27 protein-coding genes are annotated in these 25,341 nt (G+C 72.7%); 13 read left to right on the forward strand and 14 right to left on the reverse strand.

Annotation, left to right across the window (positions count from 1 at the left end; translation table 11 throughout):
• Positions 1-246 precede the first annotated feature (246 nt).
• Both AB0P35_RS30030 and AB0P35_RS30035 read right to left on the reverse strand, forming a co-directional pair.
• Entirely contained in the window at positions 247-594 is a 348-nt protein-coding gene (locus AB0P35_RS30030; protein ID WP_030267856.1) for a hypothetical protein, read from the reverse strand.
• A 155-nt stretch (positions 595-749) separates the two neighbouring features.
• Entirely contained in the window at positions 750-1,094 is a 345-nt protein-coding gene (locus tag AB0P35_RS30035; protein ID WP_095874326.1) for a rodlet layer protein, read from the reverse strand.
• Positions 1,095-1,403: 309 nt separating this feature from the next.
• On the opposite strand from AB0P35_RS30035, the gene AB0P35_RS30040 reads away from it, so the two are divergent.
• Positions 1,404-2,054: a hypothetical protein gene (locus AB0P35_RS30040; RefSeq protein ID WP_363516932.1), complete on the forward strand. Its 651-nt coding sequence runs from the start codon at positions 1,404-1,406 to the stop codon at positions 2,052-2,054.
• A gap of 80 nt (positions 2,055-2,134) precedes the next feature.
• Here AB0P35_RS30040 and AB0P35_RS30045 read toward each other — a convergent pair whose 3' ends face one another.
• The 4 genes from AB0P35_RS30045 to AB0P35_RS30060 form a co-directional block, all read right to left on the reverse strand.
• Positions 2,135-2,524 (reverse strand): hypothetical protein, encoded by a 390-nt coding sequence (locus AB0P35_RS30045; protein WP_095874328.1) that lies wholly within the window; start codon positions 2,522-2,524, stop codon positions 2,135-2,137.
• 136 nt (positions 2,525-2,660) lie between these two features.
• Entirely contained in the window at positions 2,661-2,930 is a 270-nt protein-coding gene (locus tag AB0P35_RS30050; protein ID WP_095874329.1) for a chaplin, read from the reverse strand.
• Between the two features lie 90 nt (positions 2,931-3,020).
• Entirely contained in the window at positions 3,021-3,263 is a 243-nt protein-coding gene (locus AB0P35_RS30055; protein ID WP_095874330.1) for a chaplin, read from the reverse strand.
• A 304-nt stretch (positions 3,264-3,567) separates the two neighbouring features.
• A complete protein-coding gene (locus AB0P35_RS30060) occupies positions 3,568-3,810 on the reverse strand; it encodes a chaplin (protein WP_363516937.1) in 243 nt (80 codons plus the stop codon).
• A gap of 345 nt (positions 3,811-4,155) precedes the next feature.
• On the opposite strand from AB0P35_RS30060, the gene AB0P35_RS30065 reads away from it, so the two are divergent.
• The 3 genes from AB0P35_RS30065 (at position 4,156) to AB0P35_RS30075 (ending at position 6,342) form a co-directional block, all read left to right on the forward strand.
• Positions 4,156-4,395, forward strand: coding sequence for a chaplin (locus AB0P35_RS30065; RefSeq protein ID WP_095874332.1), 240 nt, complete (start codon positions 4,156-4,158; stop codon positions 4,393-4,395).
• 267 nt (positions 4,396-4,662) lie between these two features.
• Complete coding sequence (locus tag AB0P35_RS30070) at positions 4,663-5,463, forward strand: RICIN domain-containing protein (protein WP_363516940.1); 801 nt, start codon at positions 4,663-4,665, stop codon at positions 5,461-5,463.
• 135 nt (positions 5,464-5,598) lie between these two features.
• Positions 5,599-6,342: a Clp protease N-terminal domain-containing protein gene (locus AB0P35_RS30075; RefSeq protein WP_363516943.1), complete on the forward strand. Its 744-nt coding sequence runs from the start codon at positions 5,599-5,601 to the stop codon at positions 6,340-6,342.
• Positions 6,343-6,420: 78 nt separating this feature from the next.
• Here the strand turns inward: AB0P35_RS30075 and AB0P35_RS30080 are convergent, their stop codons facing one another.
• Positions 6,421-6,909, reverse strand: a complete 489-nt coding sequence (locus AB0P35_RS30080; protein WP_095874334.1) for a hypothetical protein — start codon at positions 6,907-6,909, stop codon at positions 6,421-6,423.
• Positions 6,910-7,403: 494 nt separating this feature from the next.
• Here AB0P35_RS30080 and hemL point away from each other — a divergent pair, with 494 nt between their 5' ends.
• From hemL to AB0P35_RS30115, 7 genes are all read left to right on the forward strand, one after another.
• On the forward strand, positions 7,404-8,780 hold the full coding sequence (hemL, locus tag AB0P35_RS30085; protein ID WP_363516999.1) for a glutamate-1-semialdehyde 2,1-aminomutase: 1,377 nt from the start codon (positions 7,404-7,406) through the stop codon (positions 8,778-8,780).
• 23 nt (positions 8,781-8,803) lie between these two features.
• The gene (locus tag AB0P35_RS30090) at positions 8,804-9,451 is read left to right on the forward strand and encodes a histidine phosphatase family protein (protein ID WP_095875596.1); all 648 of its coding nucleotides are present in this window, start codon (positions 8,804-8,806) and stop codon (positions 9,449-9,451) included.
• Positions 9,452-9,636: 185 nt separating this feature from the next.
• Entirely contained in the window at positions 9,637-10,233 is a 597-nt protein-coding gene (locus AB0P35_RS30095; RefSeq protein WP_363516946.1) for a TlpA disulfide reductase family protein, read from the forward strand.
• Complete coding sequence (locus AB0P35_RS30100; protein ID WP_363516949.1) at positions 10,230-11,000, forward strand: cytochrome c biogenesis protein CcdA; 771 nt, start codon at positions 10,230-10,232, stop codon at positions 10,998-11,000. The genes AB0P35_RS30095 and AB0P35_RS30100 overlap by 4 nt, the downstream gene beginning before the upstream one ends.
• 2 nt (positions 11,001-11,002) lie before the next feature.
• Complete coding sequence (locus AB0P35_RS30105) at positions 11,003-12,742, forward strand: cytochrome c biogenesis protein ResB (protein ID WP_363516952.1); 1,740 nt, start codon at positions 11,003-11,005, stop codon at positions 12,740-12,742.
• A gap of 3 nt (positions 12,743-12,745) precedes the next feature.
• The gene (gene ccsB / locus AB0P35_RS30110; RefSeq protein ID WP_363516955.1) at positions 12,746-13,879 is read left to right on the forward strand and encodes a c-type cytochrome biogenesis protein CcsB; all 1,134 of its coding nucleotides are present in this window, start codon (positions 12,746-12,748) and stop codon (positions 13,877-13,879) included.
• A 138-nt stretch (positions 13,880-14,017) separates the two neighbouring features.
• On the forward strand, positions 14,018-14,422 hold the full coding sequence (locus AB0P35_RS30115) for a hypothetical protein (RefSeq protein WP_095874339.1): 405 nt from the start codon (positions 14,018-14,020) through the stop codon (positions 14,420-14,422).
• 67 nt (positions 14,423-14,489) lie between these two features.
• On the opposite strand, the gene AB0P35_RS30120 is transcribed toward AB0P35_RS30115, so the two are convergent.
• The 3 genes from AB0P35_RS30120 to AB0P35_RS30130 all read right to left on the reverse strand — a co-directional run bounded on the left by AB0P35_RS30120 (position 14,490) and on the right by AB0P35_RS30130 (position 17,160).
• On the reverse strand, positions 14,490-14,699 hold the full coding sequence (locus AB0P35_RS30120) for an acyl-CoA carboxylase epsilon subunit (protein WP_095874340.1): 210 nt from the start codon (positions 14,697-14,699) through the stop codon (positions 14,490-14,492).
• Between the two features lie 58 nt (positions 14,700-14,757).
• Entirely contained in the window at positions 14,758-16,359 is a 1,602-nt protein-coding gene (locus AB0P35_RS30125) for an acyl-CoA carboxylase subunit beta (protein ID WP_363516959.1), read from the reverse strand.
• A 387-nt stretch (positions 16,360-16,746) separates the two neighbouring features.
• Positions 16,747-17,160, reverse strand: a complete 414-nt coding sequence (locus AB0P35_RS30130; RefSeq protein ID WP_363516962.1) for a PLD nuclease N-terminal domain-containing protein — start codon at positions 17,158-17,160, stop codon at positions 16,747-16,749.
• A gap of 78 nt (positions 17,161-17,238) precedes the next feature.
• On the opposite strand from AB0P35_RS30130, the gene AB0P35_RS30135 reads away from it, so the two are divergent.
• Positions 17,239-18,696 (forward strand): menaquinone biosynthesis decarboxylase, encoded by a 1,458-nt coding sequence (locus tag AB0P35_RS30135; protein ID WP_363516965.1) that lies wholly within the window; start codon positions 17,239-17,241, stop codon positions 18,694-18,696.
• The gene (gene mqnP, locus AB0P35_RS30140; RefSeq protein WP_363516968.1) at positions 18,693-19,592 is read left to right on the forward strand and encodes a menaquinone biosynthesis prenyltransferase MqnP; all 900 of its coding nucleotides are present in this window, start codon (positions 18,693-18,695) and stop codon (positions 19,590-19,592) included. Before AB0P35_RS30135 ends, mqnP begins: the two co-directional genes overlap by 4 nt.
• A gap of 41 nt (positions 19,593-19,633) precedes the next feature.
• Here the strand turns inward: mqnP and AB0P35_RS30145 are convergent, their stop codons facing one another.
• From AB0P35_RS30145 to AB0P35_RS30160, 4 genes are read right to left on the reverse strand one after another with little or no spacing between them, the layout of a single operon-like run.
• The gene (locus tag AB0P35_RS30145) at positions 19,634-22,315 is read right to left on the reverse strand and encodes a fumarate reductase/succinate dehydrogenase flavoprotein subunit (RefSeq protein WP_363516971.1); all 2,682 of its coding nucleotides are present in this window, start codon (positions 22,313-22,315) and stop codon (positions 19,634-19,636) included.
• A 25-nt stretch (positions 22,316-22,340) separates the two neighbouring features.
• Positions 22,341-23,075: an ABC transporter ATP-binding protein gene (locus AB0P35_RS30150; protein ID WP_095874346.1), complete on the reverse strand. Its 735-nt coding sequence runs from the start codon at positions 23,073-23,075 to the stop codon at positions 22,341-22,343.
• Positions 23,072-23,938 carry an ABC transporter permease gene (locus AB0P35_RS30155; RefSeq protein ID WP_363516974.1) on the reverse strand — a complete coding sequence of 289 codons (867 nt, stop codon included), beginning with the start codon at positions 23,936-23,938 and terminating at the stop codon, positions 23,072-23,074. Before AB0P35_RS30155 ends, AB0P35_RS30150 begins: the two co-directional genes overlap by 4 nt.
• Positions 23,935-25,329: an ABC transporter substrate-binding protein gene (locus AB0P35_RS30160; RefSeq protein WP_363516977.1), complete on the reverse strand. Its 1,395-nt coding sequence runs from the start codon at positions 25,327-25,329 to the stop codon at positions 23,935-23,937. The genes AB0P35_RS30155 and AB0P35_RS30160 overlap by 4 nt, the downstream gene beginning before the upstream one ends.
• Between the last annotated feature and the right edge of the window lie 12 nt (positions 25,330-25,341).

Below are 25,341 nucleotides of genomic sequence, written 5' to 3' on the forward strand. Positions count from 1 at the left end.
TCTCTACGACGGTGATGCGGACTCGACTGATCACAACAAGCCGCCCCGGCCCGGCAACCACGCACCCGGCATGACGCACCGTCACCCGAACGCCCTCCGTGGGGACCGCTGTGCGGAACGGACCCGGCGGACGGCGGGGGAGGGGTGACCGCGGCCCGGCCGGCGGACACCCGGCCGGGGGAACGGCAACCGCCGGACCCGGAGGAGCGACTCCCCCGAGCCCGGCGGCGGATCGGACCGGCAGGATCAGCCGATCAGGTGGGAGACGCCGCCGTCGCCGCTGCCCACGGTGTTCTGGCCCACCACGCAGGTCTGCTGCGGCTGGTTGTTGAGGACCGGGACCTCGATCGGCACGGCGAGGCCGACGACCGCGCCGACCGCGATGTTGTGGACCTCGGGCAGGCAGAGGTTCGGGTTGTCCAGGGTGTGGTAGTTCGGGCTGTGGTCACCGGTCGTTCCGGTGGCGTTGGTGCCGCCGTTGCCCTGGATGGAGGTGGCGGCACCGTCGGCGTCGCCGATCGCCATCGCGGGAGCGGCGGCCATGGCGACACCGGCGGCGGCGACGCCGGCGGCGGCGAGAGCCTTCTTGATCATCTCTGCGTTCCTTCGTGGGATCTTCTGAATGGGATGGAGCCTCGCCCCGGCGGGTGGCTCACGCCGGGCGTTTCTGCGCCGGTGCGGCCGGGGGAGCGGCCGCACCGGGTGGTACGGGATCGGGGCGGGGGCCCCGAGAGTGCGGCGGGTGTGCGTCAGCCGACCAGGTGGGAAACGCCGCCGTCGCCGCTGCCGAGGGTGCCCTCGCCGACCACGCAGGTCTGCTTGGGCTGGTTGTTGAGCGCGTCGACCTCGACCGGAACCGCCACGCCGAGCACGGCCACACCGATGTTGTGGATCTCGGGGAGGCAGACGTTCGGGTTGTCGGCGAAGTGGAAGTTGGGGCTGTGGTTGCCCCAGGTGCCGGTGGCGTTGGTGCCGCCGTTGCCCTGGATCGAGCCGGCGGAGCCGTCCGCGTTGCCGATCGCGCCGGCCGGAGCCGCGGCGGTGGCCAGGGCGGCGGCCGCCAGGCCCAGGCCCGCGAAGGTCTTCTTCAGCATGGGAGATACCTCTCTGAAATGCTCGGGTGCGGCGGCCCGGCGGCCGTGCCCGGTGTCTGTGGATTCCGGTCGCGTCGCCGTCGAGCTGCGACATCCGGTTCAAAGAATGACGGCAGGGAAAGTTACGCAGATTCTTCGCAGGCGTCTGATTGATCATCAGGTCGGTGGTATTCCAGTCCGATTATTAGCCCGTACCGGTTAATCGACGCAATCCCGCCCGTGGTCGGTCGTTGCGCAGATTGCTTTTCCGCAGGGCTCTCCCCTCGGAACCGCTCCGGTAGAACGCACTCGGACAGAACGGTGAATTGCATGAAGCTTTCCAAGCGGGCCACCGGCGCCCTGCTGCTCGCGGTCGGTGCCGGCGTCGTCTCCGCGCAGGGCGCGGCCGAGGCCCGCCCGATGACCCCCGGCGAGGTGGCGGCCGTCGAGAACGGCCTGGCGGGCCAGGAGGTGCCGTTCAACGTCCCGCTGCCGCTGCTCACCCAGACCGGAACGCTCTCCGGCGGGCTGCCCGCCTCGCCGCTGGAGCCGCCGGTGCCCGAGGAGCACCCGGGCGCCCAGCTCCTCCCGGACCGGATCGTCCCCGCGGTCAACATCGGCCGGGTCGGCCCGGCCGTGGACGCCGTGGTGCCGCTGCCCGCCGCCGACCGGAGCACCGAGCTCGGCCAGGCCGTCCTCAACGTGCCCGCCGCCCCGATCCGGACGGCCGGCCCCGCCCTGGAACTCGGCCAGCCGCTGCGCTACGCCACCGACCACAGCGGGGAGTTCGCCGACGGCGCGCTCTCCTTCGGCGAGCTGGACCCGCGGCTGGTGACCGCGCCGGTGCAGGCCGTGCCCGGCGCCAAGGCCTCGCTCGGCGGCGACGACCAGCGGGTCTCGGTCACCGACACGGCCGGCAACCTGACGGCGGCCGCCACCGGTGCGCTCTCCTCCGACGTCCTGGCTCAGCCCGCGTTCTGACCCGCGGCCCGAACGGCGGGAGCCCGGCACCCCCCGAGGGCGCCGGGCTCCGTGGCGTGCGCAGGCGCCTCCGGGGCGGCTCAGCCGGGCAGCAGGCCGAGCGTCGGGCCGACCACCGGCAGGCTCTGCGGGCCGCCGCCCGCGCTGAGCGGCGAGGTCAGCGGCGCGGTGCCGACCGTCGGCACCCCGTTGTCGGGCTGAACGGCGACGCCGTTGTTCAGCACGTCGGCCGAGGACTGCGCCCACGGGTCGAGCCGCAGGTTCTTCACCGGGGCCACCGCGTAGCCGAGCGCACCGGTCGTGCCGCCGACCACCTGCCCGGTGTCGGGGGACTGCAACTGCGCGGCCGGCCGGGGCAGCCCGGCCGGGGCGGTCTGCTCGGCGGCGGAGGCCGGGCCGGCCGCCGCGCCCACGGCGGCGGCCGCGCCGAGCGCGGCCAGCAGGCCCGTTCGGGCCGTCTTCAGCACCATGGAGGAATCCTTCTCGTCGGTGGGATGGGTGGCCGCCGGCCGGACGCCCTCGCGGGGCCGGGCCGCGGCGCCGACGCGAACTGCCCCCCGGCCGGCGGCCGGGGGGCAGACGCACGAGTCGTGCCGATCGCGGTGATCAGCAGTCCTCCTCCTCGACCTGCGGCGGCGCGTCCACGTTGGCGCAGGTGTTGCCGAACGCGGGGTTCAGCAGGCCGACCACGTTGACCGAGTTGCCGCAGACGTTCACCGGGACGTGCACCGGCACCTGGAGCAGGTTGCCGGACAGCACGCCGGGCGAGCCCGATGCGACGCCCTCGGCGCCGGAGCTGGCGCTGGCGGCGCCGGCACCACCGAGCACGATGCCGGCGGCGGCGGTGAGAACGGCGGCCTTCTTCACGTTCTGCATGGGAGTCGATCTCCTAATCACACACGGGGAGGGTGCGCCGCGCCCGGCGGGACCGGGCGCGGCGCGGACACGACGTCAGTCGACGGCTTTTCAGCCGGCGTTGGCGCAGGAGTTGCCGAACGCCGGGTTCAGGGCGCCGATCACGTTGACGGTGTTGCCGCACAGGTTGACCGGGACGTGCACCGGGACCTGGACCAGGTTGCCGGACAGCACGCCGGGGGAGCCGGCGGCGACGCCCTCGGCGCCCGAGCTGGCGGCGGCGACACCGGCGCCGGAGGCGAACAGGCCGGCGGCGGCGATGGTGAGGACGGTGGCCTTCTTGAACGTGCGCATGGGGTTTCGTTCCTTAGGTTCGTGCCCGGATTTCCTTGTGGAGACCGGGCGCCGGGCGAATCGGTATCATCGCCCGACATTTCCTGGGTGCTCCGTGATTGTCACTCCCGCGGCTCAACTGGCGTGTGTCGCCCGTGGCTTGGGCGAGCCGTCGGCCGCTCTATGTCGTGCGCGCCGCCACCGATTCCCGCACGGCCGGGAATTGGTGCACCGAGGCGCTGCCAGAAGGCGCCCAAAGGCCCCTCCTGGGAGTCCTGCGGACCGGCCCGCGGGCCGGCGCGGCCGCCCGGTCGGCGGCCCGGGGTCAGATGTTGGCGCAGGCGTTGCCGAACGCCGGGTTCAGCAGGCCGATCACGTTCACGGTGTTGCCGCAGACGTTGACCGGGACGTGCACCGGGACCTGGATCAGGTTGCCGGACAGCACGCCGGGGGAGCCCGTGGCGACGCCCTCGGCCGCCGCACCCGAGGCGGACGCGGCGGCGGCGCCGCCGAACAGCATGGCGGCTGCGGCCGCGGTGCCGAACACGCCGTAGGCGATCTTGCGCATGGTGCAGTCTCTTTCTGTTCGCGAGTCCCGCGCCGTGCGCGCCGCGGATCGGTCGGACGCCGCGGCCCGCTCGGGCGGGTGGGACCGGGCCGGACCGGGAGCCCCGGGCCGGACCGGTCGAGCCGGTACGCAGGGAAGAACGACCGTGGCCGCCGGGGGAAACGGGCTGATCCCACGATCACCCGAATGCCTTCACTACTACGTCCGGGTGAATGTGCCGGCGTGTTCGGTACCGCGCCGAGCAGGCGTCGTTGGGCCCGGTGCACGCCCCGTGCCCTTCCGTGCGGAGCCCGAGCGGTCCACCCGAGCGGCCCATGGAAGACCTGTATCAACGAGGAGACTCATATGAGCGTCAAGAAGGCCGCCGCTGTCGGCGCCGCCGTCGTGGGCATCGTCGCTGCCGGTGCCGGCACCGCGATGGCGAGCGCCGGCGCCGAGGGCGCCGCGGCCGGTTCCCCGGGTGTCGCCTCGGGCAACAACATCCAGGTTCCGGTGCACGTCCCGGTCAACCTGTGCGGCAACTCGATCGACGTCATCGGCCTGCTGAACCCGGCGTTCGGCAACTCCTGCGCCAACGTCGGCTGACCAGGCCGCAGCGCCTGACGGCCGGTCACCGGCCGAGTCCGCACGCAACGGGCCGCCGCTCACGCCCCTTCCTCCTGGGGCGCGGGCGGCGGCCCGTTCGTCGTGCGCCGAGCCTTGTTGGACGGAGTGTCAGTTCCTAACATGTGAGCCGGGCTCATATTTCTCCGAGCCTGCCCGGCCTTCCCCGAGGACCTCGCCTGGGGCCACAACCTGGTCGTCCCGACGTTCAGCGACGCACTGCGCGAGGCGGCGGGCCGGGTGCCCGGCGTGCGGTACCTCGACCAGCGGCGGGTCAGCTACGGCCACGAGGTGTGCGCGAGCTGGACGAGCTCGCCGTACGAGTACACCAACGGCGACGTCATCGACGTCTCGGAGCGCACCCGAAACGGCTGCGACCAGGAGATCGGCATCCCCGGGGTGTGCATGAACATGGTCCGGCAGTCGTACCACCTGCGGGTGGCCGGCTACCGCGGTGAGGCCGGCTGCCTCGCCCAGTTCTACCGCCGGCCCGCGCTCGACCAGGCCTACTGCACCCTCGACCGGACCAACACCACCTCGATCGCCCCGCTCACCGCCGGCCGGCCCTTCCCCGACGCCCCCGAGGACGGCTCCTGGTACCGGCTCACCAACGCGGCCACCGGCCGGCCCCTCGACATCGCGGGCGGCGGCACGTACGGCGACGCCACCGACGGCCGCGCCGCCATCACCTACCGGCCGACCGGCGGGCTCAACCAGTCCTTCCTGCTGAGGGCGGCCGCCAGCGGCACCTTCGAACTCGCCTCCACCGCCAACCGCGCCATGTGCCTGGACGCCACCGGCGGATCCACCGCCCCCGGCACCCCGCTCGTCCAGTGGCACTGCCACGGCGGCGGCAACCAGCACTGGCTGCTGCTGCCGACCGAGGACGGCCGCTACCGGATCGCCGACTCCCAGGACCGCACCGAGGTCGCCACCCTCACCACCACCCTCGACGCCCAGGGCAACCGCACCCTCGCCCTCGCCCAGGACGCCGGTACCGCCGACCAGCTCTGGCAGCTCGACAAGCTCGGCATCTCCTACCTCCCCTGACCGGCCCGCGCCGGTGGGCAGGCACCCCGCCTGCCCACCGGCGCGGTGTCAGCCCGCGTCCGGCTGGTGGAGGAGCGGCGATCGCACTGTCAACCGACGGTTGACAGTGCCGCGGTGTCAACCTACGGTTGACACATGGCGAATCCAGTCCAGATGACGCATCCCGTCCGTCTCGACGACCTGATCGAGACCATCAAGAAGGTTCACAGCGACGCGCTCGAGCAGCTCGCCGACGCCGTCCTCGCCGCGGAGCACCTCGGCGAGGTGGCGGACCACCTGATCGGCCACTTCGTGGACCAGGCCCGGCGCTCCGGCGCCTCCTGGACGGACATCGGCAAGAGCATGGGGGTCACCCGGCAGGCCGCGCAGAAGCGCTTCGTGCCCAAGGGCCCGGGCGAGGCCTCGGACCTCGACCCCAGCCAGGGCTTCGGCCGCTTCACCCCGCGGGCCCGGAACGTGGTGATGGCCGCCCAGAACGAGGCCCGCGCCGCCGGCAACGCCGAGATCACCCCCGCGCACCTGGTGCTCGGGCTGCTCGCGGAGCCCGAGGGCCTCGCCGTCCAGGTGCTCGAGGCCCAGCAGATCGCCCCGGAGGCGGTCCGCGAGGCGGCCGAGGCGGTGCTGCCCGCGGCCGCGGACGAGCTGCCCGAGCTGATCCCGTACGACGCCCGGGCCCGCAAGGCCCTGGAGCTGACCTTCCGCCAGGCGCTCCGGATGGGCCACAACTACATCGGCACCGAACACATCCTCTTCGCCCTCCTGGAGTTGGAGGACGGCACCGGCCCGCTCTCCGGCCTCGGGGTCGACCGCACCGCCGCCGAGTCCCTGCTCGCCGAGGCCCTGGCCGCCTTCGCCGCCGCCCAGGGCGGGCAGGCCTGACGGCAGCACGAAAGGGGCGTGCGGTGGTGCCTCCCGGACGGGAGGGCGCCACCGCACGCCCCTGTCACATGCCCTGGCTCAGGGCCAGACGAGGCAGTACAGCTGGTGGCCGGCGTCGTGCAGGCGATTGGCGAAGTCCTGCCACTCGTGCAGCATCTGGTAGATCACGAAGGCGTCGCGCGGGCCGCGCCGGTCCGGCACGGTCGACCAGATGAAGGCGGCGGCGCCGAGCTGCGTCTCGTCGGCCTTGCGCAGCGGCTCGACCACGTTGTGCGGCAGCTGCACGACGGCGTAGTCGGGGTGCAGGACGACCAGCTCCAGCGGCGGTACCTGGTGCAGCGGGACGCCCTGGATGCCGGTGAGCACCATCGCGCTCATGGTCTCGGGTTTGATCTTGGTGGAGAGGTGGCCGTTGAGCGAGCCACTGGTCTCCATCAGGTCGCCGAGCCGGCCGAGCGAGCCCAGCTCGCCGGCGTCGAGGCCGAGCCCGCCGGGCCCGAGGGCGGTCGGGACTCTCGCCGCGGTGGCCCGGTCGGGTGCGCCGAAGTACTTGTAGGTGACTCCCACGCGTCCCTCGCCCCGCCTTCCCCTGCCGCCTGTACCCGTACCCCCGCCGTGCGCGGCCTCCGCGGAGGGACGGGGGGCACCCGTGGCCTCCTCGAAGCCGTCCTGCGCCTCGGACACTCGGACCATCCTCACCGGAATTCGCCGGAATCGACAGACCCCCACACGCCCGGTGTCCCTCCGAACGTGCCACTTACCCGTCTTGTGCCGCCGTACACACTGCGAGCCGCAGCGCCCCGTGACCGCGTCGCCGCGGTCGGCCGGCCGGTTCGAACGGTCGCCCCCCGGCGTCCGTCGCCCCGATCCGGGGCGTGCGCCCCGCTGTGCCCAGGACCTCCGGCCCACCGGCCGGACTCCTTCGCGACGGTCGCACGGACAACCGTACAGTCCGAACCCCTTGCAGAGGCAGCAGCACACGGATCATCGTTCCAGATGATCGGGCCGGGCATGCAGAGTGCAAGGACACGATTTGAGAGCATGTTCAGGTGACCAACCCCGTGAGCAACCCCGAGAGCAGGTCCGACGGCGACCCGCGGACCAGTCCCCCGAGCTATCCGTACGAGGCTCCGCAGTCCCGGTCGCTGTTCGAGCGCGCCTCCGTCGTCACCCCGGGTGGCGTGAACTCGCCAGTCCGTGCCTTCCGTGCGGTCGGCGGTACCCCCCGCTTCATGGTGTCCGGCATCGGCCCCTACCTGACCGACGCCGACGGCCGGGAGTACGTCGACCTGGTCTGCTCGTGGGGGCCGATGATCCTCGGCCACGCGCACCCGGCGGTGATCGAGGCGGTGCAGCGGGCGGTCGTCCGCGGCACCTCCTTCGGCACCCCCGGCGAGGGCGAGGTCGAGCTGGCCGAGGAGATCACCGCCCGGGTGGCACCGGTCGAGCAGGTCCGCCTGGTCTCCAGCGGTACCGAGGCCACCATGTCGGCGATCCGGCTGGCCCGCGGCTTCACCGGCCGCGCGAAGATCGTGAAGTTCGCCGGCTGCTACCACGGCCACGTGGACGCGCTGCTGGCCGCGGCCGGCTCCGGTGTGGCGACCTTCGCCCTGCCGGACACCCCCGGCGTCACCGGCGCCCAGGCCGGCGACACCATCGTGCTGCCGTACAACGACCTGGAGGCCGTCCGGCAGGCCTTCGCCGCGCACCCGGGCGAGATCGCCTGCGTGATCACCGAGGCCTCGCCCGGCAACATGGGCGTCGTCCCGCCGCTGCCCGGCTTCAACCGGGGCCTCGCCGAGCTCTGCAGGGCCGACGGCGCGCTGTTCGTCTCCGACGAGGTGATGACCGGCTTCCGCGTCTCCAAGGCCGGCTGGTACGGCCTGGAGGCCGCCCGCGAGGGCTGGGCCCCGGACCTCCTCACCTTCGGCAAGGTCATGGGCGGCGGCTTCCCGGCCGCGGCCTTCGGCGGCCGCGCCGACGTGATGGCCCACCTCGCGCCGGCCGGCCCGGTCTACCAGGCGGGCACGCTCTCCGGGAACCCGATCGCCACCGCGGCCGGCCTCGCCCAGCTGCGCAACTGCACCGACGAGGTGTACGCCACCGTCGACCGGGTCGCCGAGCAGGTCTCCGGCCTGGTCGCCGAGGCGCTCGCCAAGGAGGGCGTGGCGCACCGGCTGCAGAAGGCCGGGAACATGTTCTCGGTGTTCTTCACCGAGGAGCAGGTCACCGACTACGACGAGGCCCGCCGCCAGCAGGCGTTCCGCTTCAACTCCTTCTTCCACTCGATGCTGTCCCAGGGCGTCTACCTGCCGCCCTCGGCCTTCGAGTCCTGGTTCGTCTCGTCGGCCCACGACGAGCGGGCGATCGACCGGATCGCCGCCGCCCTGCCCGCGGCCGCCCGCGCCGCCGCCGAAGCCACCGAGGAGGCCGCGTGAGCGAGACCACCGTCGTCCACCTGATGCGCCACGGCGAGGTGCACAACCCGGAGGGCATCCTCTACGGGCGCCTCCCCGGCTACCACCTCTCCGAGCTCGGTCGGCAGATGGCCGACCGGGTCGCCGAGCACCTCGCGGACCGGGACATCACGCACGTGGTGGCCTCGCCGCTGGAGCGCGCCCAGGAGACCGCCGAGCCGATCGGCAAGGCCCACGGCCTGGAGGTGGCCGTCGACGAGCGGCTGATCGAGGCGGACAACATCTTCCAGGGCAAGACCTTCGGCGTCGGCGACGGCTCGCTGAGGAACCCGGGGTACTGGAAGTACCTGACCAACCCGTTCAAGCCGTCCTGGGGCGAGCCGTACATCGAGCAGGTCGTGCGGATGATGGGCGCGCTCGCCGCGGCCCGGGACGCCGCGCGCGGCCACGAGGCGGTCTGCGTCAGCCACCAGCTGCCGATCTGGATCGTCCGCTCGTTCGCCGAGCGCCGGCGGCTGTGGCACGACCCGCGCAACCGGCAGTGCTCGCTGGCCTCGCTGACCAGCTTCACCTACGAGGGCGACCGGATCGTGTCGATCGGCTACCGCGAGCCGGCCCGGGACCTGCTGCCGGCCCACCTGGTGGGCAAGGGCGGCAAGTCCAAGCCGGTCGGCAAGAGCTTCGGCGCCTGACGCCGACGGGCCCCGCGCGGTTCTCCGGCGGGGCCGCGGGGCCGCCCCGGAGGTGACCGCCGCCACAGCGGTGAAATGCCCCGAATAAGCGGATCATAAGTGTAGAAACAGCAGGTCAGAGGGGGTTCGGCCCGTAACGTCGGACCCCCTCAAACCTGCCCCAAGTCCCATGCGAAACTTTTCACATGTCTGGGACGACCCGCCGCCGCACCCGCCTGGCCGCCACGCTCGGTGCCGCCGCCGCGCTCGCACTGACCGCCTGCAGCTCCGGCTCGTCCGGCAGCGAGGGCCAGGCCGGCTTCGTCACCGGCGCCGCCGGCATCGCCACCGCCGCCCCCGCCGCGCGGACGGCCGCGCCCGCGATCTCCGGCAAGACCCTCGACGGCAAGCCGACGGCGCTCGCCGACTTCAAGGGCAAGATCGTCGTCCTCAACATCTGGGGCTCCTGGTGCGGCCCGTGCCGCGCCGAGGGCAAGAACCTCCAGGAGGTCTCCCAGAAGTACCAGGACAAGGGCGTCCAGTTCCTCGGCATCAACACCAGGGACGTGAACCCCGCCAACGCCGTCCGCTTCGAGCAGCAGACCGGCATCACCTACCCGAGCCTGTACGACCCGGACGGCACCGAGATCCTGCGCTTCCCCAAGGGCAGCCTCAACCCGCAGTCCATCCCGACCACCATCGTGGTCGACCGCGAGGGTCGGCTCGCCGCCCGCGCGATGCGCGCACTCTCCACCGAGGACCTCGAGAAGATGATCACGCCGGTCCTCGCGGAGCAGCAGTGAGCACGCTCGCGGCCTTCGGCACCAACGAGACGGTCTTCAGCGGAGCACTCGTCCTCGCCCTGCCGATCGCCCTCGCCGCCGGGCTGCTCTCCTTCTTCTCCCCGTGCGTGCTGCCGCTCGTCCCCGGCTACCTCAGCTACGTCACCGGCTTCTCCGCCGTCGACCTCGCCGACGCCACGGGGGCGCGCCGCGGGCGCATGCTGCTCGGCGCGCTGCTGTTCGTCCTCGGCTTCACCGCGGTCTTCGTCTCCACCGGCGCGCTCTTCGGCTTCTTCGGCAACACCCTCCAGCAGTACCAGCGCACCATCAACATCGTGCTGGGCGCGCTCACCGTCCTGATGGGCCTCGCCTTCATGGGGCTGCTGCCCGGCTTCACCAACCGCGAGGTGCGCACCCACCGCCGCCCCGCGATCGGCCTGGCCGGCGCCCCGCTGCTGGGCCTGGTCTTCGGCGTGGGCTGGACGCCGTGCATCGGCCCGACGCTCTCCTCGATCCTCAACCTCTCGGCGGCCCAGGCCAGTGCCGGGCGCGGCGCGCTGCTGATGACGGTGTACTGCGCCGGACTCGGCGTACCGTTCATCCTTGCCGCGCTCGCCTTCCGCAAGGCGCTCGGCGCGTTCGGCTGGGTCAAGCAGCACTACCAGTGGGTGATGCGGATCGGCGGCGGCATGCTCGTCGTGGTCGGCCTGCTCCTGGTCACCGGCGTGTGGGACGTCCTGATCGACCACATGCGGCAACTCAGCGGCGACACCACGATCGGAATCTGACCGTGAGCGACACCAGGACCGTGACCACCGACGGCGGCGAGCCCGACGTCGAGCGGCTCAGCACCGCCCCCGAGGAGGCGGAGGCCCCGGTCGGCATCGGCGTCCTCGGCTGGTTCCGCTGGACGTGGCGCCAGCTGACCTCGATGCGGGTCGCGCTGATCCTGCTCTTCCTGCTCTCGCTGGCGGCGATCCCCGGCTCGCTGATCCCGCAGAACAGCCAGAACGCCTTCAAGGTGCAGACCTGGAAGGCCGCCCACCGAGGCGTCACCCCGCTCTACGAGAAGCTCCAGCTGTTCGACGTCTACAGCTCGGTCTGGTTCTCGGCGATCTACATCCTGCTGTTCGTCTCACTGGCCGGCTGCATCGTCCCGCGCACCTGGCAGTTCGTCGGCGTGCTGCGCGCCCAGCCGCCGGCCGCCCCGCGCAACCTGACCCGGATGCCGGTCTACGCGGCCTGGCGCACCTCGGCCGACCCGGAGGCGGTCAACGCCGCCGCCCACCGGCTGCTGCGCCGGCGCCGCTTCCGGGCGAACCTCTCCGGCGGCGCGGTCGCCGCGGAGAAGGGCTACCTGCGCGAGGTCGGCAACCTGCTCTTCCACTTCTCGCTCTTCGCCCTGCTGGCCGGCTTCGCCTGGGCCAGCCTGGGCAGCGGCCAGGGCGGCAAGCTGATGATCGAGGGCCAGGGCTTCGCCAACACCACCACCCAGTACGACGACTTCACCGGCTCCGCCTTCTACACCGTCGCCGACCTGGACGCCTTCGGCTTCAAGCTGGACGGCTTCACCGCCCGGTACCAGACCTCCGGCGAGCAGATCGGCAGCGCCCGTCAGTTCACCGCGCACATCCGCTACTGGACGGGCACCGACTCCGAGAAGCTGACCAAGGGCGACATCGAGGTCAACCACCCGCTGGAGATCGGCAGCTCCAAGGTCTTCCTGATCGGCCACGGCTACGCCCCGGTGGTCACCGTGCGGAACGCCAAGGGCGAGGTCGTCTACACCGGCCCGACGCCGTTCCTGCCGCAGGACAGCAACCTCACCTCCACCGGTGTGATCAAGGTCAGCGACTACGGTGCCAAGGACGGCAAGGACGTCGACCTCGGCTTCAACGGCTACTTCCTGCCGACCGCGCCGGTGAACTTCGACAAGACCGGCCCGATCTCGCTCTTCCCGGACGCCGCCGAGCCGATGCTGGTGCTCACCGCCTTCGCGGGCGACCTGGGCACCGACTCCGGCCTGCCGCAGAACGTCTACCAGCTCGACACCACCCACATGTCCCAGCTGAAGCAGGACGGCGACATCGCCCGCGTCCGGCTCAAGCCGGGCCAGGGCTGGGAGCTGCCGGACGGCTACGGCACCGTCACCTTCGACGGCTACAAGCAGTGGGCCAGCTTCAACGTCTCCCACCGCCCCGGCAACGCGGTCGCGCTGGCCGGCGCGATCTGCGCCATCCTCGGCCTGATCGGCTCGCTGTTCGTGCAGCGCCGCCGGATCTGGGTCCGCGCCACCACCTCCCCGGACGGCACCACCCTGGTCGAGTTGGCGGGCCTCGCCCGCAGCGAGTCCGCCAGGACGGCCGAGGAACTGGCCGAGTTCGCCGTCGAGCTCCAGGACGACGCCCCGGCCCTCGACGAACCGGACACCCCGTCCGGCGAGCCCGACCCCGAGGCCGAGCCCGCCGGTATCCCGGCACCGGCAACCCCCGCACCGGCAACCCCCGCAGACCCGGACTCCAAGGAGTAGACGGTGAATCTCGCCTCGGTCGACCCTCACCTGGCCGACCTCTCCAACAAGCTGATCTACTCGGTGATGGCCGTGTACACCCTGGCGATGTTCGCCCACCTCTTCGAGTGGACGTTCGGCAGCAAGGGTGCGATCGCCGTCCGCTCCGCCGAGCAGTCCGGCGGCCTGGCCGAGACCCTGGCCGCCGCGGAGGAGTCCAAGGCCACCCGCAAGGTCACCGTCACGGTGGCCACCGCGGACGGCGGCACCACCACGCTCACCCGCACCGCCCTCGCCGACGCCGGCGCCACCGTGGTCACCAGCGGCCGCGGCGACGGCGACCCCGTCGACGGCCCCGGTGCCGCCGGCGGCAGCGAGAAGGGCGACCTCGCCGGCCGGATCGCCGTCTCGCTGACCGTGCTCGGCGTCCTGCTGCACGCCGGCGGCGTGTTCACCCGCGGCCTGTCGGTGATGCGCTGGCCGTGGGGCAACATGTACGAGTTCTCCTGCGCCTTCGGCCTCACCATGATGCTCGCCTACCTGGGCCTGCTGGTGGCCGGCAAGAAGGTCCGCTGGCTGGGCCTGCCGGTGGTGCTGGCCGTCCTGCTGACCCTGGGCGTGGCCGTCTCGGTGCTCTACACCGACTCCGAGCAGCTCGTCCCCGCCCTGCACTCGTACTGGCTGGGCATCCACGTCTCCACCGCGATCATCTGCGGCGGCGCGCTGTACGCGGCCTTCGTGGCCACCGTCCTCTACCTGGGCAAGGACTCCTACGAGCGGCGGGTCGAGGCCGGCCTGCCGGGCGGTCCGCTGCGCATCCCGGTCTCGGTCTGGGAGCGGCTGCCCGCGGCGTCGACCCTCGACAAGCTCTCGTACCGGATCAACGCCCTGGTCTTCCCGCTCTGGACGTTCACCATCATCGCCGGCGCGATCTGGGCCGAGGCGGCCTGGGGCAAGTACTGGGAGTGGGACCCGAAGGAGACCTGGTCCTTCATCACCTGGGTCGCCTACGCCGCGTACCTGCACGCCCGGGCGACCGCCGGATGGCGGGGCCGAAAGGCGGCCTATCTGGCCCTGTTGGCCTTCGCCTGCTGGCTGTTCAACTACTACGGCGTCAACATCTTCGTCACCGGCAAGCACTCCTACGCCGGCGTCTGAGCCGTTGTCGGCCCGCGTACGGGCGGCGGCCGGCCCCGGCCGGCGCCGCCCGAGCGGACCGTTCCACCGAAGAACCGTGAGGGATCGCCCGTCCGGTCGTTGACCAGGACGTCCAGTCAGCCGCGAGGAGGGGCCGCCATGGAGAGCGACGAGGTCATGCTGACCGTCCGGATCACCGCTGCGGAGAGAGCACTGCTCCGGCGGCTGGCCCAGGGCCATCGCAGCGACGTGTCCGAGGTCGTCGCCGACGGGTTGCTGGACATCCTGCCGACCCTGCACTGCGCCCAGGACGCCTACCGGCTGGTGGCCGCCCTGCGGGCGCCCGCGCCGTGTGCGCAGACCGTCTGGCTGCCCACCGACCTCGCCGACCTGCTCGGTCCGGCGGCCGGCCGGATCGCCCAGACCACGGGCGTGAGCCTCGGCTCGTCCTGCGTCGTGCTCGGCGCCGCCGTCCGGCTCTGGCTGGGCCAGGACCCGCAGCTGCTCGCCGAGCACCTCTCCACCATGCACGAGGGCCGTCCGGCCGCCCTCGCGGCCGCGTAGCGGCTCCCGTGACGCGCCTCGGGCCTCCTGCACGGTTGACCGTGCGGGAGGCCCGAGGTTTCTGTCGTCAGGCGGCCTGCTGCCAGCTGACCGGCGAGTAGTACGCCGGGCGGCGCTCCAGGCGCTGCCAGTTGGCGATCGGCTCGACCGCGGGCGCGGCCGCGATCTGCTGGGCGGCGGCCGCCCGGGCGAGCAGCACCGCGGTCAGCGCGGCCAGCTCCTCGTCGGTCAGCGAGCCGCGGACGATGCGGACAAGGGATTCGGCGGAAGCGCTCATGGTCCTTGTTTCTCCCCCATGGTGAAGTCTGACGGGTTCCGAACGGCGTAAGAACCGGTTACATCGGAGGGTTGCCGTGCTTGCGGCTGGGCAGGTCGGCGTGCTTGGTGCGGAGCATGGCGAGCGAGGCGGCGAGCACCTGCCGGGTCTCGGCGGGGTCGATGACGTCGTCGACGAGGCCGCGCTCGGCCGCGTAGTACGGGTGCATCAGCTCGGTCTTGTATTCCTTGATCTTCTGGGCGCGCATCGCCTCGGGGTCCTCGGCGGCGGCGATGTTGCGGCGGAAGATGACGTTGGCGGCACCCTCGGCGCCCATCACGGCGATCTCGTTGGTGGGCCAGGCGAACGACAGGTCCGCGCCGATCGAGCGGGAGTCCATGACGATGTAGGCGCCGCCGTAGGCCTTGCGCAGGATCAGCGAGATCCGCGGCACGGTCGCGTTGCAGTAGGCGTACAGCAGCTTCGCGCCGTGCCGGATGATGCCGCCGTGCTCCTGGTCGACACCGGGCAGGAAGCCCGGCACGTCGAGCAGGGTGACGATCGGGATGTTGAAGGCGTCGCACATCTGGACGAAGCGCGCGGCCTTCTCGGAGGCGTTGATGTCGAGCACGCCGGCCAGCGACTGCGGCTGGTTGGCGATCAGGCCGACCACGTGCCCGTCGATCCGGGCCAGCGCCACGATGACGTTGGTCGCCCAGCGCTCGTGGACCTCCAGGTACTCGCCGTGGTCGACGACCTCCTCGATGACCTTGCGCATGTCGTACGGGCGGTTGCCGTCCGCGGGCACCAGGTCGAGCAGGCTGTCGTTGCGGCGCTCCACCGGGTCGTCGGTGGAGCTCGTGGGCGGCATCTCCCGGTTGTTCTGCGGCAGCAGCGAGAGGAGGTAGCGGACCTCCTCGATGCAGGACTGCTCGTCGTCGTAGACGAAGTGCGAGACACCGGACACCGCGGAGTGGACGTCGGCGCCGCCGAGGCCGTTCTGGGTGATCTTCTCGCCGGTGACGGCCTGGACGACGTCCGGGCCGGTGATGAACATCTGCGAGGTCTCGCGGACCATGAACACGAAGTCCGTCAGGGCGGGGGAGTAGGCCGCGCCGCCGGCGCACGGGCCGAGCATCACCGAGATCTGCGGGATGACGCCGGACGCCTTGGTGTTGCGCTGGAAGATGCCGCCGTAGCCGGCGAGGGCGGTGACGCCCTCCTGGATGCGGGCGCCGGCGCCGTCGTTCAGCGAGACCAGCGGGGCACCGGCCGCGATGGCCATGTCCATGATCTTGTGGATCTTCTGGGCGTGGGCCTCGCCCAGCGCGCCGCCGAAGATCCGGAAGTCGTGCGCGTAGACGAAGACCGTCCGGCCGTGCACGGTGCCCCAGCCGACCACCACACCGTCGGTGTGCGGCTTCTTGGCCTCCAGGCCGAAGCCGGTCGCCCGGTGCCGGCGCAGCGGCTCCACCTCGTGGAAGGAGCCCTCGTCCAGCAGCAGGTCGATCCGCTCGCGGGCGGTCAGCTTGCCCTTCGCGTGCTGCGCCTCGGTGGCCTTCTCGCTCGGACCCCGCCGGACCTGCTCCCGGAGCTCGTGCAGCTCGGCCACCCGCCCGCGCGCGTCGGCCGGGATCGCGGGGATCTCTCCGCCGACCGGCGCATCGTGCAGAACCGTCATCTCGAACCACTCCAAGTGTGAGGGAACTGTCCCGGCAGGCGGCCTGCGTACGCGGCTGCTGCTCCGGCGAACACTTCTTCACCTACGACACTACGAGGGAGGGCCGCCGCCTCTCGGCGTCGATTCCGTACAAGGTCGGGCCCCAGAAGCTGTTCAGGGCTCACAGTCGGCGACACCCGGCACACCCTCCGCGGGTGCACCGCCGCGGTATCCGCAGCGGTCGTCACAGGGGGTGGTCGACCCGTCGATCGTCCAGGTCAGGACAGGTGCCGACACCCGCCGGAGACGGCTCACCCCCGGTCCGCGGGACGGGCCGGGGGTGTGCGGTTCCTGAGGGCGCGCGGCCGCGGGAAGGCATCAGGATGGTAGGGAAGCGCCAAATTCGACTCAGCCGCGCGGATCGTCCTCCGGCTCGTCCTTTCGGCGCAGTTCCTCCTCGCGTCGGCGCAGGTCGGACTCCCACTGCTTGAGCATGTCCTCGTGTCGCTCGTTGTCCTTCTTCAGCGAGGCCAGGAACTCCGGGTTGTCGTCCGGCGCGACGAAGCGCTCGCCCGGCCGCTCGTACTCGGGGAAGCCCGCCGTCGGCCCGGACGGCCAGGGGACGGCCCGGCCCCGGGAGCGCGCGCGGTTGCGCCCGGCCGCCAGCCAGGCGATCGACCCGACCAGCGGGAAGAGCAGCACGATGATCACCCAGGCCACCTTGGGGAGGTAGCGGACGTCCTCCTCGGATGTGGTCAGGCAGTCGATGAACGCCCACACCCACAGTGCGAGCAGAACCAGTGGCGGCAGAATCCTCAGCACGGCGTCGATCTCCCCCGGAACGGCGAACAGGGCCCCTCTTGGCGGGGCCAGGTTAACCGGTGTCGGATACTGACAGGCATGGCATACGACGATCTCCGCTCCTTCCTCCGCGCCCTGGAGCGCGAGGGCGACCTCAAGCGGATCAAGACCGAAGTGGATCCGTACCTGGAGATCGGGGAGATCGTCGACCGGGTGCAGAAGGCCAAGGGCCCGGCGCTGCTCTTCGAGAACGTCAAGGGCGCGTCGATGCCGCTGGCGATGAACGTCTTCGGCACCGAGCGGCGGCTCGCCAAGGCGCTCGGCCTGAAGTCCCCGGACGACATCTCGGAGAAGATCGCCGGTCTGCTCCGGCCCGAGCTGCCGCAGGGCTTCACCGGCTTCCGGGACGCCTTCGGCAAGCTCGCCTCGATGGCCCACGTGCCGCCGAAGAGCGTGAAGTCCGCCGACGCGCCCGTCCACGAGGTCGTCCTCACCGGCGACGACGTCGACCTGGAGCAGCTGCCCGCCCTCTTCACCTGGCCGCTCGACGGCGGCTCCTTCTTCAACCTGGGCCTGACCCACACCAAGGACCCGGACACCGGCGTCCGCAACCTCGGCCTCTACCGGCTGCAGCGCCACGACAAGCGCACCATCGGCATGCACTGGCAGATCCACAAGGACAGCCGCAACCACGCCGCGGTGGCCGCCGAGCGCGGCGAGCGGCTGCCGGTCGCGATCGCCTTCGGCTGCCCCCCGTCCGTCAGCTACGCGGCCACCGCGCCGCTGCCCGGCGACATCGACGAGTACCTGTTCGCCGGCTTCGTGCAGGGCGAGCGGGTGCGGATGGTCGACTGCAAGACCGTCCCGCTGCAGGTGCCCGCCGACGCCGAGGTGGTGCTGGAGGGCTGGCTGGAGCCCGGCGAGATGCTGCCCGAGGGCCCGTTCGGCGACCACACCGGCTTCTACACCCCGCAGGAGCCCTTCCCGGCGCTGACCATCGACTGCGTGACGATGCGCCGCCGCCCGCTGCTGCAGTCCATCGTGGTCGGCCGGCCGCCGACCGAGGACGGGCCGCTCGGCAAGTTCACCGAGCGGTTCTTCCTGCCGCTGCTGAAGATCATCATCCCGGACATCGTCGACTACGACCTGCCCGAGGCCGGCGGCTTCCACAACTGCGTGATCGTCTCGATCGACAAGAAGTACCCCAAGCACGCCCAGAAGGTCATGCACGCCATCTGGGGCGCCCACATGATGTCGCTCACCAAGCTGATCGTCGTGGTGGACGCCGACTGCGACGTGCACGACTACCACGAGGTCGCCTGGCGGGCCCTCGGCAACGTCGACTACAGCCGCGACCTGACGGTCGTCGAAGGCCCGGTCGACCACCTCGACCACGCCTCCTACCAGCAGTTCTGGGGCGGCAAGGCCGGTATCGACGCCACCCGCAAGCTGCCCGAGGAGGGCTACACCCGCGACGGCGGCTGGCCCGAGATGGTCTCCTCCGACCCGGAGACCGCCGCCCTGGTGACCAAGCGCTGGAAGGAGTACGGACTGTGACCACGGCCGCCTTCGAGGTACCGCCCGGCAAGGTCAAGTCCTTCCTGCGGCTGGTCATGATCGAACACTCGGTGTTCGCGCTGCCCTTCGCGTACATCGCCGCGCTCACCGCGATGTTCCTCGCCGACAGCCGCGTGCACTGGGGCGAGCTGTTCGTCGTCACCGTCTGCATGGTCGGCCTGCGGACCTTCGCGATGGCCGCCAACCGGATCATCGACCGCGAGATCGACTCCCGGAACCCGCGCACCGCGGGTCGCGAACTCGTCACCGGCGCGGTCTCGCTCCGCACCGCCTACATCGGCTCCGGCATCGCCCTGATCGTCTTCCTCGGCGCCGCCGCCCTGCTCAACCCGCTCTGCCTGGCGCTCGCCCCGGTCGCCGTGGTTCCGATGGTCGTCTACCCGTACGGCAAGCGCTTCACCGACTTCCCGCACGCCATCCTGGGCCTCGCCCAGGCCGCCGGCCCGATCGGCGCCTGGCTCGCCGTCACCGGCACCTGGTCCTGGGACGCCGTGGTGCTCGGCCTCGCCGTGGGCATCTGGATCGGCGGCTTCGACCTGATCTTCGGATGCCAGGACGTCGCCGCGGACCGTGCCGAGGGCGTCCGCTCGGTGCCGGCCCGCTTCGGCATTCCGGCGGCCCTCTACGGCGCCCGCGCCTGCCACCTCGTCACCACTGCCCTGCTCGTCTGGTACGCCGTCCGCACCGACGCCGGCCCGGCCTTCTGGGTCGGCCTCGCCGTGGTCGTCGGCGCCTTCCTCTACGAGCACAGCATCGTCAAGCCCGGCGACCTCTCGCGCCTCAACCGCGCCTTCTTCACCACCAACGGCTTCGTCGGCATCTCCCTCTTCGGTTTCGCCCTCCTCGACCTGATCCTCCGCGGCCTGACCATCTGACGCGGCCGGGAGGTGCCCCCACGCGCCGCCGGTGTCGCCCCCTATGTGCCGGTGCCGTCCCGGAGGGCGAGGCGGGCGTAGGCGCGGACGTCGGCGTCGGGGTCTGCGAGGCGTTCGCGGAGGGCCGGCTCGACGCCGGGTTCCGCGGCCGCCGGGGTCAGGCTCCGGACGGCCGCCTTGCGGACGTCCGCGTTGCCGTCCCCGAGCAGGGCGAGCAGCGGCTCCGTCCGCCCCGCCGCGGCGAGTGCCCCGGCGGCGGCCCTGCGGACCTGCCAGGCGTGGTCCGGGCGGGCCGCGAGGTCGGCCAGGGCGGGCGGGCAGCCGATCCCGGCGGCTCCCTCGAAGGCCGCGGCCCGCACCAGCGGGTCGCCGTCCCGGGCGAGGCGCAGCAGCGCCCGGTCGGCCACCGGGTCGCCGATGGTCCCCAGTCCTTCGCCGACGGCCACCCGCACCTCGCGGGCCGGGTCCGTGGCGACCCCGACCAGCGCGGTGGCGGCGTTCAGCGAGACGAGCCCGCGGACGGCCTGCAGCCGGACCGGTATCTCCTCGTCCGCCGCGCCCGCGGCGAACAGCGCGGGGGAGCCCGTCCGCAGCACCCGGGACAGTTCCAGCACCCCGGCCCGGACGACCGGGTCGGCCGAGCGGGCGGCGTCGGCGAGGGCGGGGCCGAGCGAGGGGTCGAGGACGTCGGCGAGTTCCCGCAGGCCGGCCACGGCGGCGGCCCGCACCCGTCCGTCGGGGTCGTGCAGGGCGGTGGCCAGGGCCGGGCCGGTGCCGTCCGCGGCGTGTTCGGTGAGCAGGTCGACGGCGGTGCGCCGCACGTCGGCGGAGCCGTCCCGCAGGTAGGGGGCGAGGTCGTGCGGGCCGGGCCCGTCCTCGGCGAGCCGCAGGAGTTCGAGCAGCCGGGGCGAGCCGGCGGCGGGGCCGGTCGCGGCGGGTGCGGTGGTGGGCCCGGTGGAGGTGCCGGTACGGCCGACCGCGAGGGCGTGGACCTCGCCGATCAGCTCGATCTCGCCGCCGGGCGGCTCCAGTCCGTCGACCGGGACGAGGTAGGGCGCGACCGGGCGGGTGAGGAACTCCATGGCGCCGTCGGCGTTCTTCCGCAGGTTGAGGTGGCGGAACCAGCGTCCGTCGTCCCGTCCGGGGTGGTCGACGCGCTCGTGGTAGAGCCCCCAGCGGCTCTCCTCGCGGGCGAGCGAGGAGCGGGCGGCCATCTCGGCGCAGTCCCGGATGAAGTCGACCTCGACGGCCCGCATCAGCTCGTGCGGGGTGCGGGCGCCCATCGCGGCGATCTCGCCGCGCATCCGCTCGAAGTGCTCCAGGGCCACCGAGAGCCGGGCGCCGGTCTTGGGCGGGGCGACGTAGTCGTTGACGAAGCGGCGCAGCTTGTACTCGACCTGGGGCTGCGGCGGGCCGTGCGGGTTCCGCAGCGGGCGGTAGACCAGCTCGTGGGCGGCCTTCAGCTGGTCGTCGGGGAGTTCGGCCCGCTCGGCCGGAAGGTGGGCGGCGGCGTGCGAGCCGGCGAGGTCGCCGAAGACGAAGGCGCCGATCATGTAGTTGTGCGGCACGCAGGCGAGGTCGCCCGCCGCGTACAGGCCGGGCACGGTGGTGGCGGCGTTCTCGTCGACCTGGACGCCGCTCGCCGAGTGCCCGCCGCACAGGCCGATCTCGGAGATGTGCATCTCGACGTCGTGGGTGCGGTAGTCGTGGCCGCGGCCGGCGTGGAAGGTGCCGCGGCTGGGGCGCTCGGTGGTGTGCAGGATGCCCTCCAGCGCCCGGACGGTCTCCTCCGGGAGGTGGGTGGTCCGCAGGTAGACCGGTCCGCGGTCGGAGGCCAGTTCGGTGGCGAACTCGGCCATCATCTGCCCGGACCAGTAGTCGGAGTCGACGAACCGCTCGCCGTGCCGGTTGACCTGGTAGCCGCCGAAGGGGTTCGCCACGTAGGCGCAGGCCGGCCCGTTGTAGTCCTTGATCAGCGGGTTGATCTGGAAGCACTCGATGCCGCTGAGCTCCGCGCCGGCGTGGTACGCCATGGCGTAGCCGTCGCCTGCGTTGGTGGGGTTCTCGTAGGTGCCGTAGAGGTAGCCGCTGGCGGGCAGGCCGAGCCGCCCGCACGGCCCGGTCGCCAGGACGACCGCGCCCGCCCGGACGGTGACGAACTCCCCGCTGCGGGTGTCGAGGCCGGCCGCGCCGACCGCCCGGCTGCCGGAGGTGAGCACCCGGACCGGCATCACCCGGTTCTCGATCGTGATCCGCTCCCGCATGTGCTTCTGCCGCAGCACCCGGTAGAGCACCTTCTTGACGTCCTTGCCCTCCGGCATGGGCAGCACGTAGCTGCCCGAGCGGTGCACCTGGCGCACCTGGTACTCGCCGTACTCGTCCTTCTCGAACTTCACGCCGTACCGCTCCAGGCGCTGCACCATGGCGAAGCCGCGGACGGCGGTCTGCCGGACGGTGCGCTGGTCGACGATGCCGTCGTTGGCGCGGGTGATCTCGGCGACGTAGTCGTCCGGGTCGGCACGGCCGGGGACGACCGCGTTGTTGACGCCGTCCATGCCCATGGCGAGGGCGCCGGAGTGCCGGACGTGCGCCTTCTCCAGCAGCAGTACGTCGGCGCCGGCCTCGGCGGCGCTGATCGCGGCCATGGTGCCGGCCGTCCCGCCGCCGACCACCAGCACGTCGCACTCCAGCCGCCGCGCATCCGCGAGGTCGGGGATCTCCATCAGGTGCCACCTTTCGCGGCCGCGTTCACCGGCCGGCCAGTTCCGTGAGGATCCGCCCGCGCAGGGCGAGCACGGCGGGGTCGGCGCGGCGCGAGCCGTCCCGCGGGTGCGGTACGTCGTGGACGGCGGCCAGGGTGCCGCCGCCGAGGACGGCCACCCGGTCGCCGAGCAGCAGGGCCTCGTCGACGTCGTGGGTGACGAAGACGACCGTGCAGCGCTGCCGCTCCCAGACGGACAGCAGCAGGTGCTGCATGGCGGCCCGGGTCTGGGCGTCGAGCGCCCCGAAGGGCTCGTCCATCAGCACGGCCCGCGGTGCGCCGACCAGCGCCCGGGCCAGCTGGACGCGCTGCCGCTGGCCGCCGGAGAGTTCTCGCGGCAGCCGGTCGGCGAGGCCGTCCAGGCCCACCCGGCCGATCCATTCGGCGGCCGGCGCGCGGCGCAGGGCGCGCGGCACCTTGCGGACGGCGAGCGGGAGTTCGATGTTGCGGCGGACGGTCCGCCAGGGCAGCAGGCCGTCGTCCTGGAAGACCAGGGCGCGCTCCGCGCCCGGGCCGCGGACGGGCTCGCCGTCGGCCAGCAGCTCGCCGCCGGTGGGCCGCAGCAGGCCGGCGAGCGCCCGCAGCAGGGTGGACTTGCCGCCGCCGGAGGCGCCGACGACGGTGAGCACCTCGCCGGGGGAGACGTCCAGGTCGACGCCGTGCAGCACGGGTTGCCCGGGGTGGCCGAGGCCGAGGCCCCGGGCGGTCAGTCGCAGGCTCATCGGCCGTCCCCTCTCGCGTCGGTGTCGCCGGGGCGCGGCGGCAGCCAGGCGGTGAGCCGCCGGCCGGCCAGTTCGACGGCCCCCGAGGTGAGCCAGCCGAGCAGGCCGATGGTGGCCATCCCGACGAAGACGCCGGGGTAGTCGAGCACGGTGTACGCCTGCCAGGTGCGGTAGCCGACGCCGTACTGCCCGGAGACCATCTCGGCGGAGATCACGCAGATCCAGGACACCCCGATGCCGACCGACAGGCCGCCGACCACGCCCGGCAGGGCGCCGGGCAGCACCACCGAGGCCAGCACCCGGGCGCGGCCGCCGCCCATCGTCCGCACCGCCTCCTCCCAGCGCGGCGGGACGGCCCGGACGGCGTGCCGGGTGGAGACGGTGATCGGGAAGAACGCGGCGGTGCAGGTGATGAAGACGATGCCCTGCTCGTTCTCCGGGAAGAGCATGATCGCCACCGGGACGAGGGCGATCGCCGGGACGGGCCGGACCAGCTCCAGCACCGGCCCCAGCAGATCGGCGGCCCACCGCGAGCGGGCGGTCAGCACGCCGATCGCGGTGCCGAGCACGGCGGCGAGCAGGAAGCCGAGGCCGATCCGCCGCAGGCTGTCCGTCAGGTCCTGCCAGTACTGGCCGGTGCCGAGCTGCCGGCCGAAGGCGTCCCAGACCTGCAGCGCCGTCGGCAGGTGGTCGAAGCGCACCCACAGCCGCGCCTGGTGGGACGTCAGCAGCTGCCACAGGCCCACGAAGCCGAGCAGCGACGCCGCCCGTACCGCGCGCCGGCCGGCCCGCCGGGGGAGCGCCCGCGCGGCGGGGCCGGTGCCGGCGGTCGCCGGCGAGGCCGGCCGCAGCACGGTGCTCATGCCGCCGCCAGGGCTTCGGCCCAGCTCACCGCGCGGGCGCCGGGGTGGGCGGCGAGGTGTGCCCGGGCGCCGTCCTCGGTGGTGAACGGCAGCAGGGCGGCGCCGTCCTCCACCCAGTGGTCCTTGTCGGCGAACCAGCGGGTGCCGGTGGCGGCGTCCGGCACGTAGGCGGCGCGGAGCTTCTTCCCGGCGGCCGTCGCGGCCTTCACCGCGCGCAGCAGGCAGACCGGGTCGGCCGCGGGCCGGGTGGTGTCCTCGCCCTGGAACCAGAGTTCGCCGGCCTGCCGCGAGTCGGTGACGGGCCGGCCGCAGGTCTCGTCGGTGCCGGTGATCCGGGCCGGCGGGACGTCCGGCGGCGCGGCGGCGGCCAGGTACGACGGGTCGACGAACTTCTCCAGGTCGAGGGCCTTCAGCACGCCCACCGACGCCAGGAAGGGCACGTCCTCGCGGAGCGCCGCCACGAGCTCGGGCCGCAGCGGGGTGGCGAAGGTGGCGATGCCGTTCGGGCCGTTGTACAGGTGCACCACCTCGGCGGGCAGGCCGGTGGCCTCGGCGACCGTGCGGCTGGCCTCCAGCGGGTGCTCGTTGAGGTACCGGGTGGCGTCGGCCTGGGCGTTCAGGAAGGCCCGGACGACCTCCGGGTGCTCGGTGCCGTACCTCTGCCGGACGACCACGCCGTGCAGGGTGGGCCGGCCGAGCGCGGCGCCGTCGTACAGCAGCCGTCCGTCGCCGGCGAAGACCACCGCGCCGGGCCAGGCGACGAACTGGGCGAGCGCGTCCACGCCGCCGGCCTTGAGCGCGGAGGCGCCGACGGCGGGCTGCTGGTTCTGCTTCCGGATGCCGTCGTCGGGGACGCCCGCCCGGCGCAGCGCCTGGACGAGGGTGCCGTCGGCGGCCGAGCCGACCGAGGTGGAGACCCGCTTGCCCCTGAGGTCGGCCAGGGTGTGCGCGGGGGAGTCGTTCGGCACGACCACGCCGTTGAGGGCACCGAGCAGGTTGTAGCCGGTCACCGAGACCAGCCGGGTGCCGGGCCCGCCGGCCTGCTGGGCGCGGGAGCCGTTGATCAGCAGCGGATAGTCGCCCATCGAGCCGATGTCGATCTTGTCGGCGAGCATCTGGGCGGTGATCGGGGCGCCGGAGTCGTAGTCCTGCCAGGCGACCTTGTAGGTCCTCCCGTCCTTCCGCCCCTGCTCGGCGAGCCGCTGCTCGAACCAGCCGCGGGCGCGCAGCAGGGTGCCCGCGGTGACGGTGTTGATGGTCTTCGACTGGTAGCCGACCACGACCTGCACGGTGCCGCCGTCGCCGGTGGCGGAGGCGGAGGAGCAGGCGGTCGCGGCGGCGAACAGGGCGGCGGCCAGCAGCGGCCGGGTGACGAGTCCTGGGCGGGGCATGGCGGGGATCTC

Origin of the sequence: Kitasatospora sp. NPDC085879 (assembly GCF_040686255.1) — a bacterium.
Taxonomy (GTDB): Bacteria; Actinomycetota; Actinomycetes; order Streptomycetales; family Streptomycetaceae; genus Kitasatospora.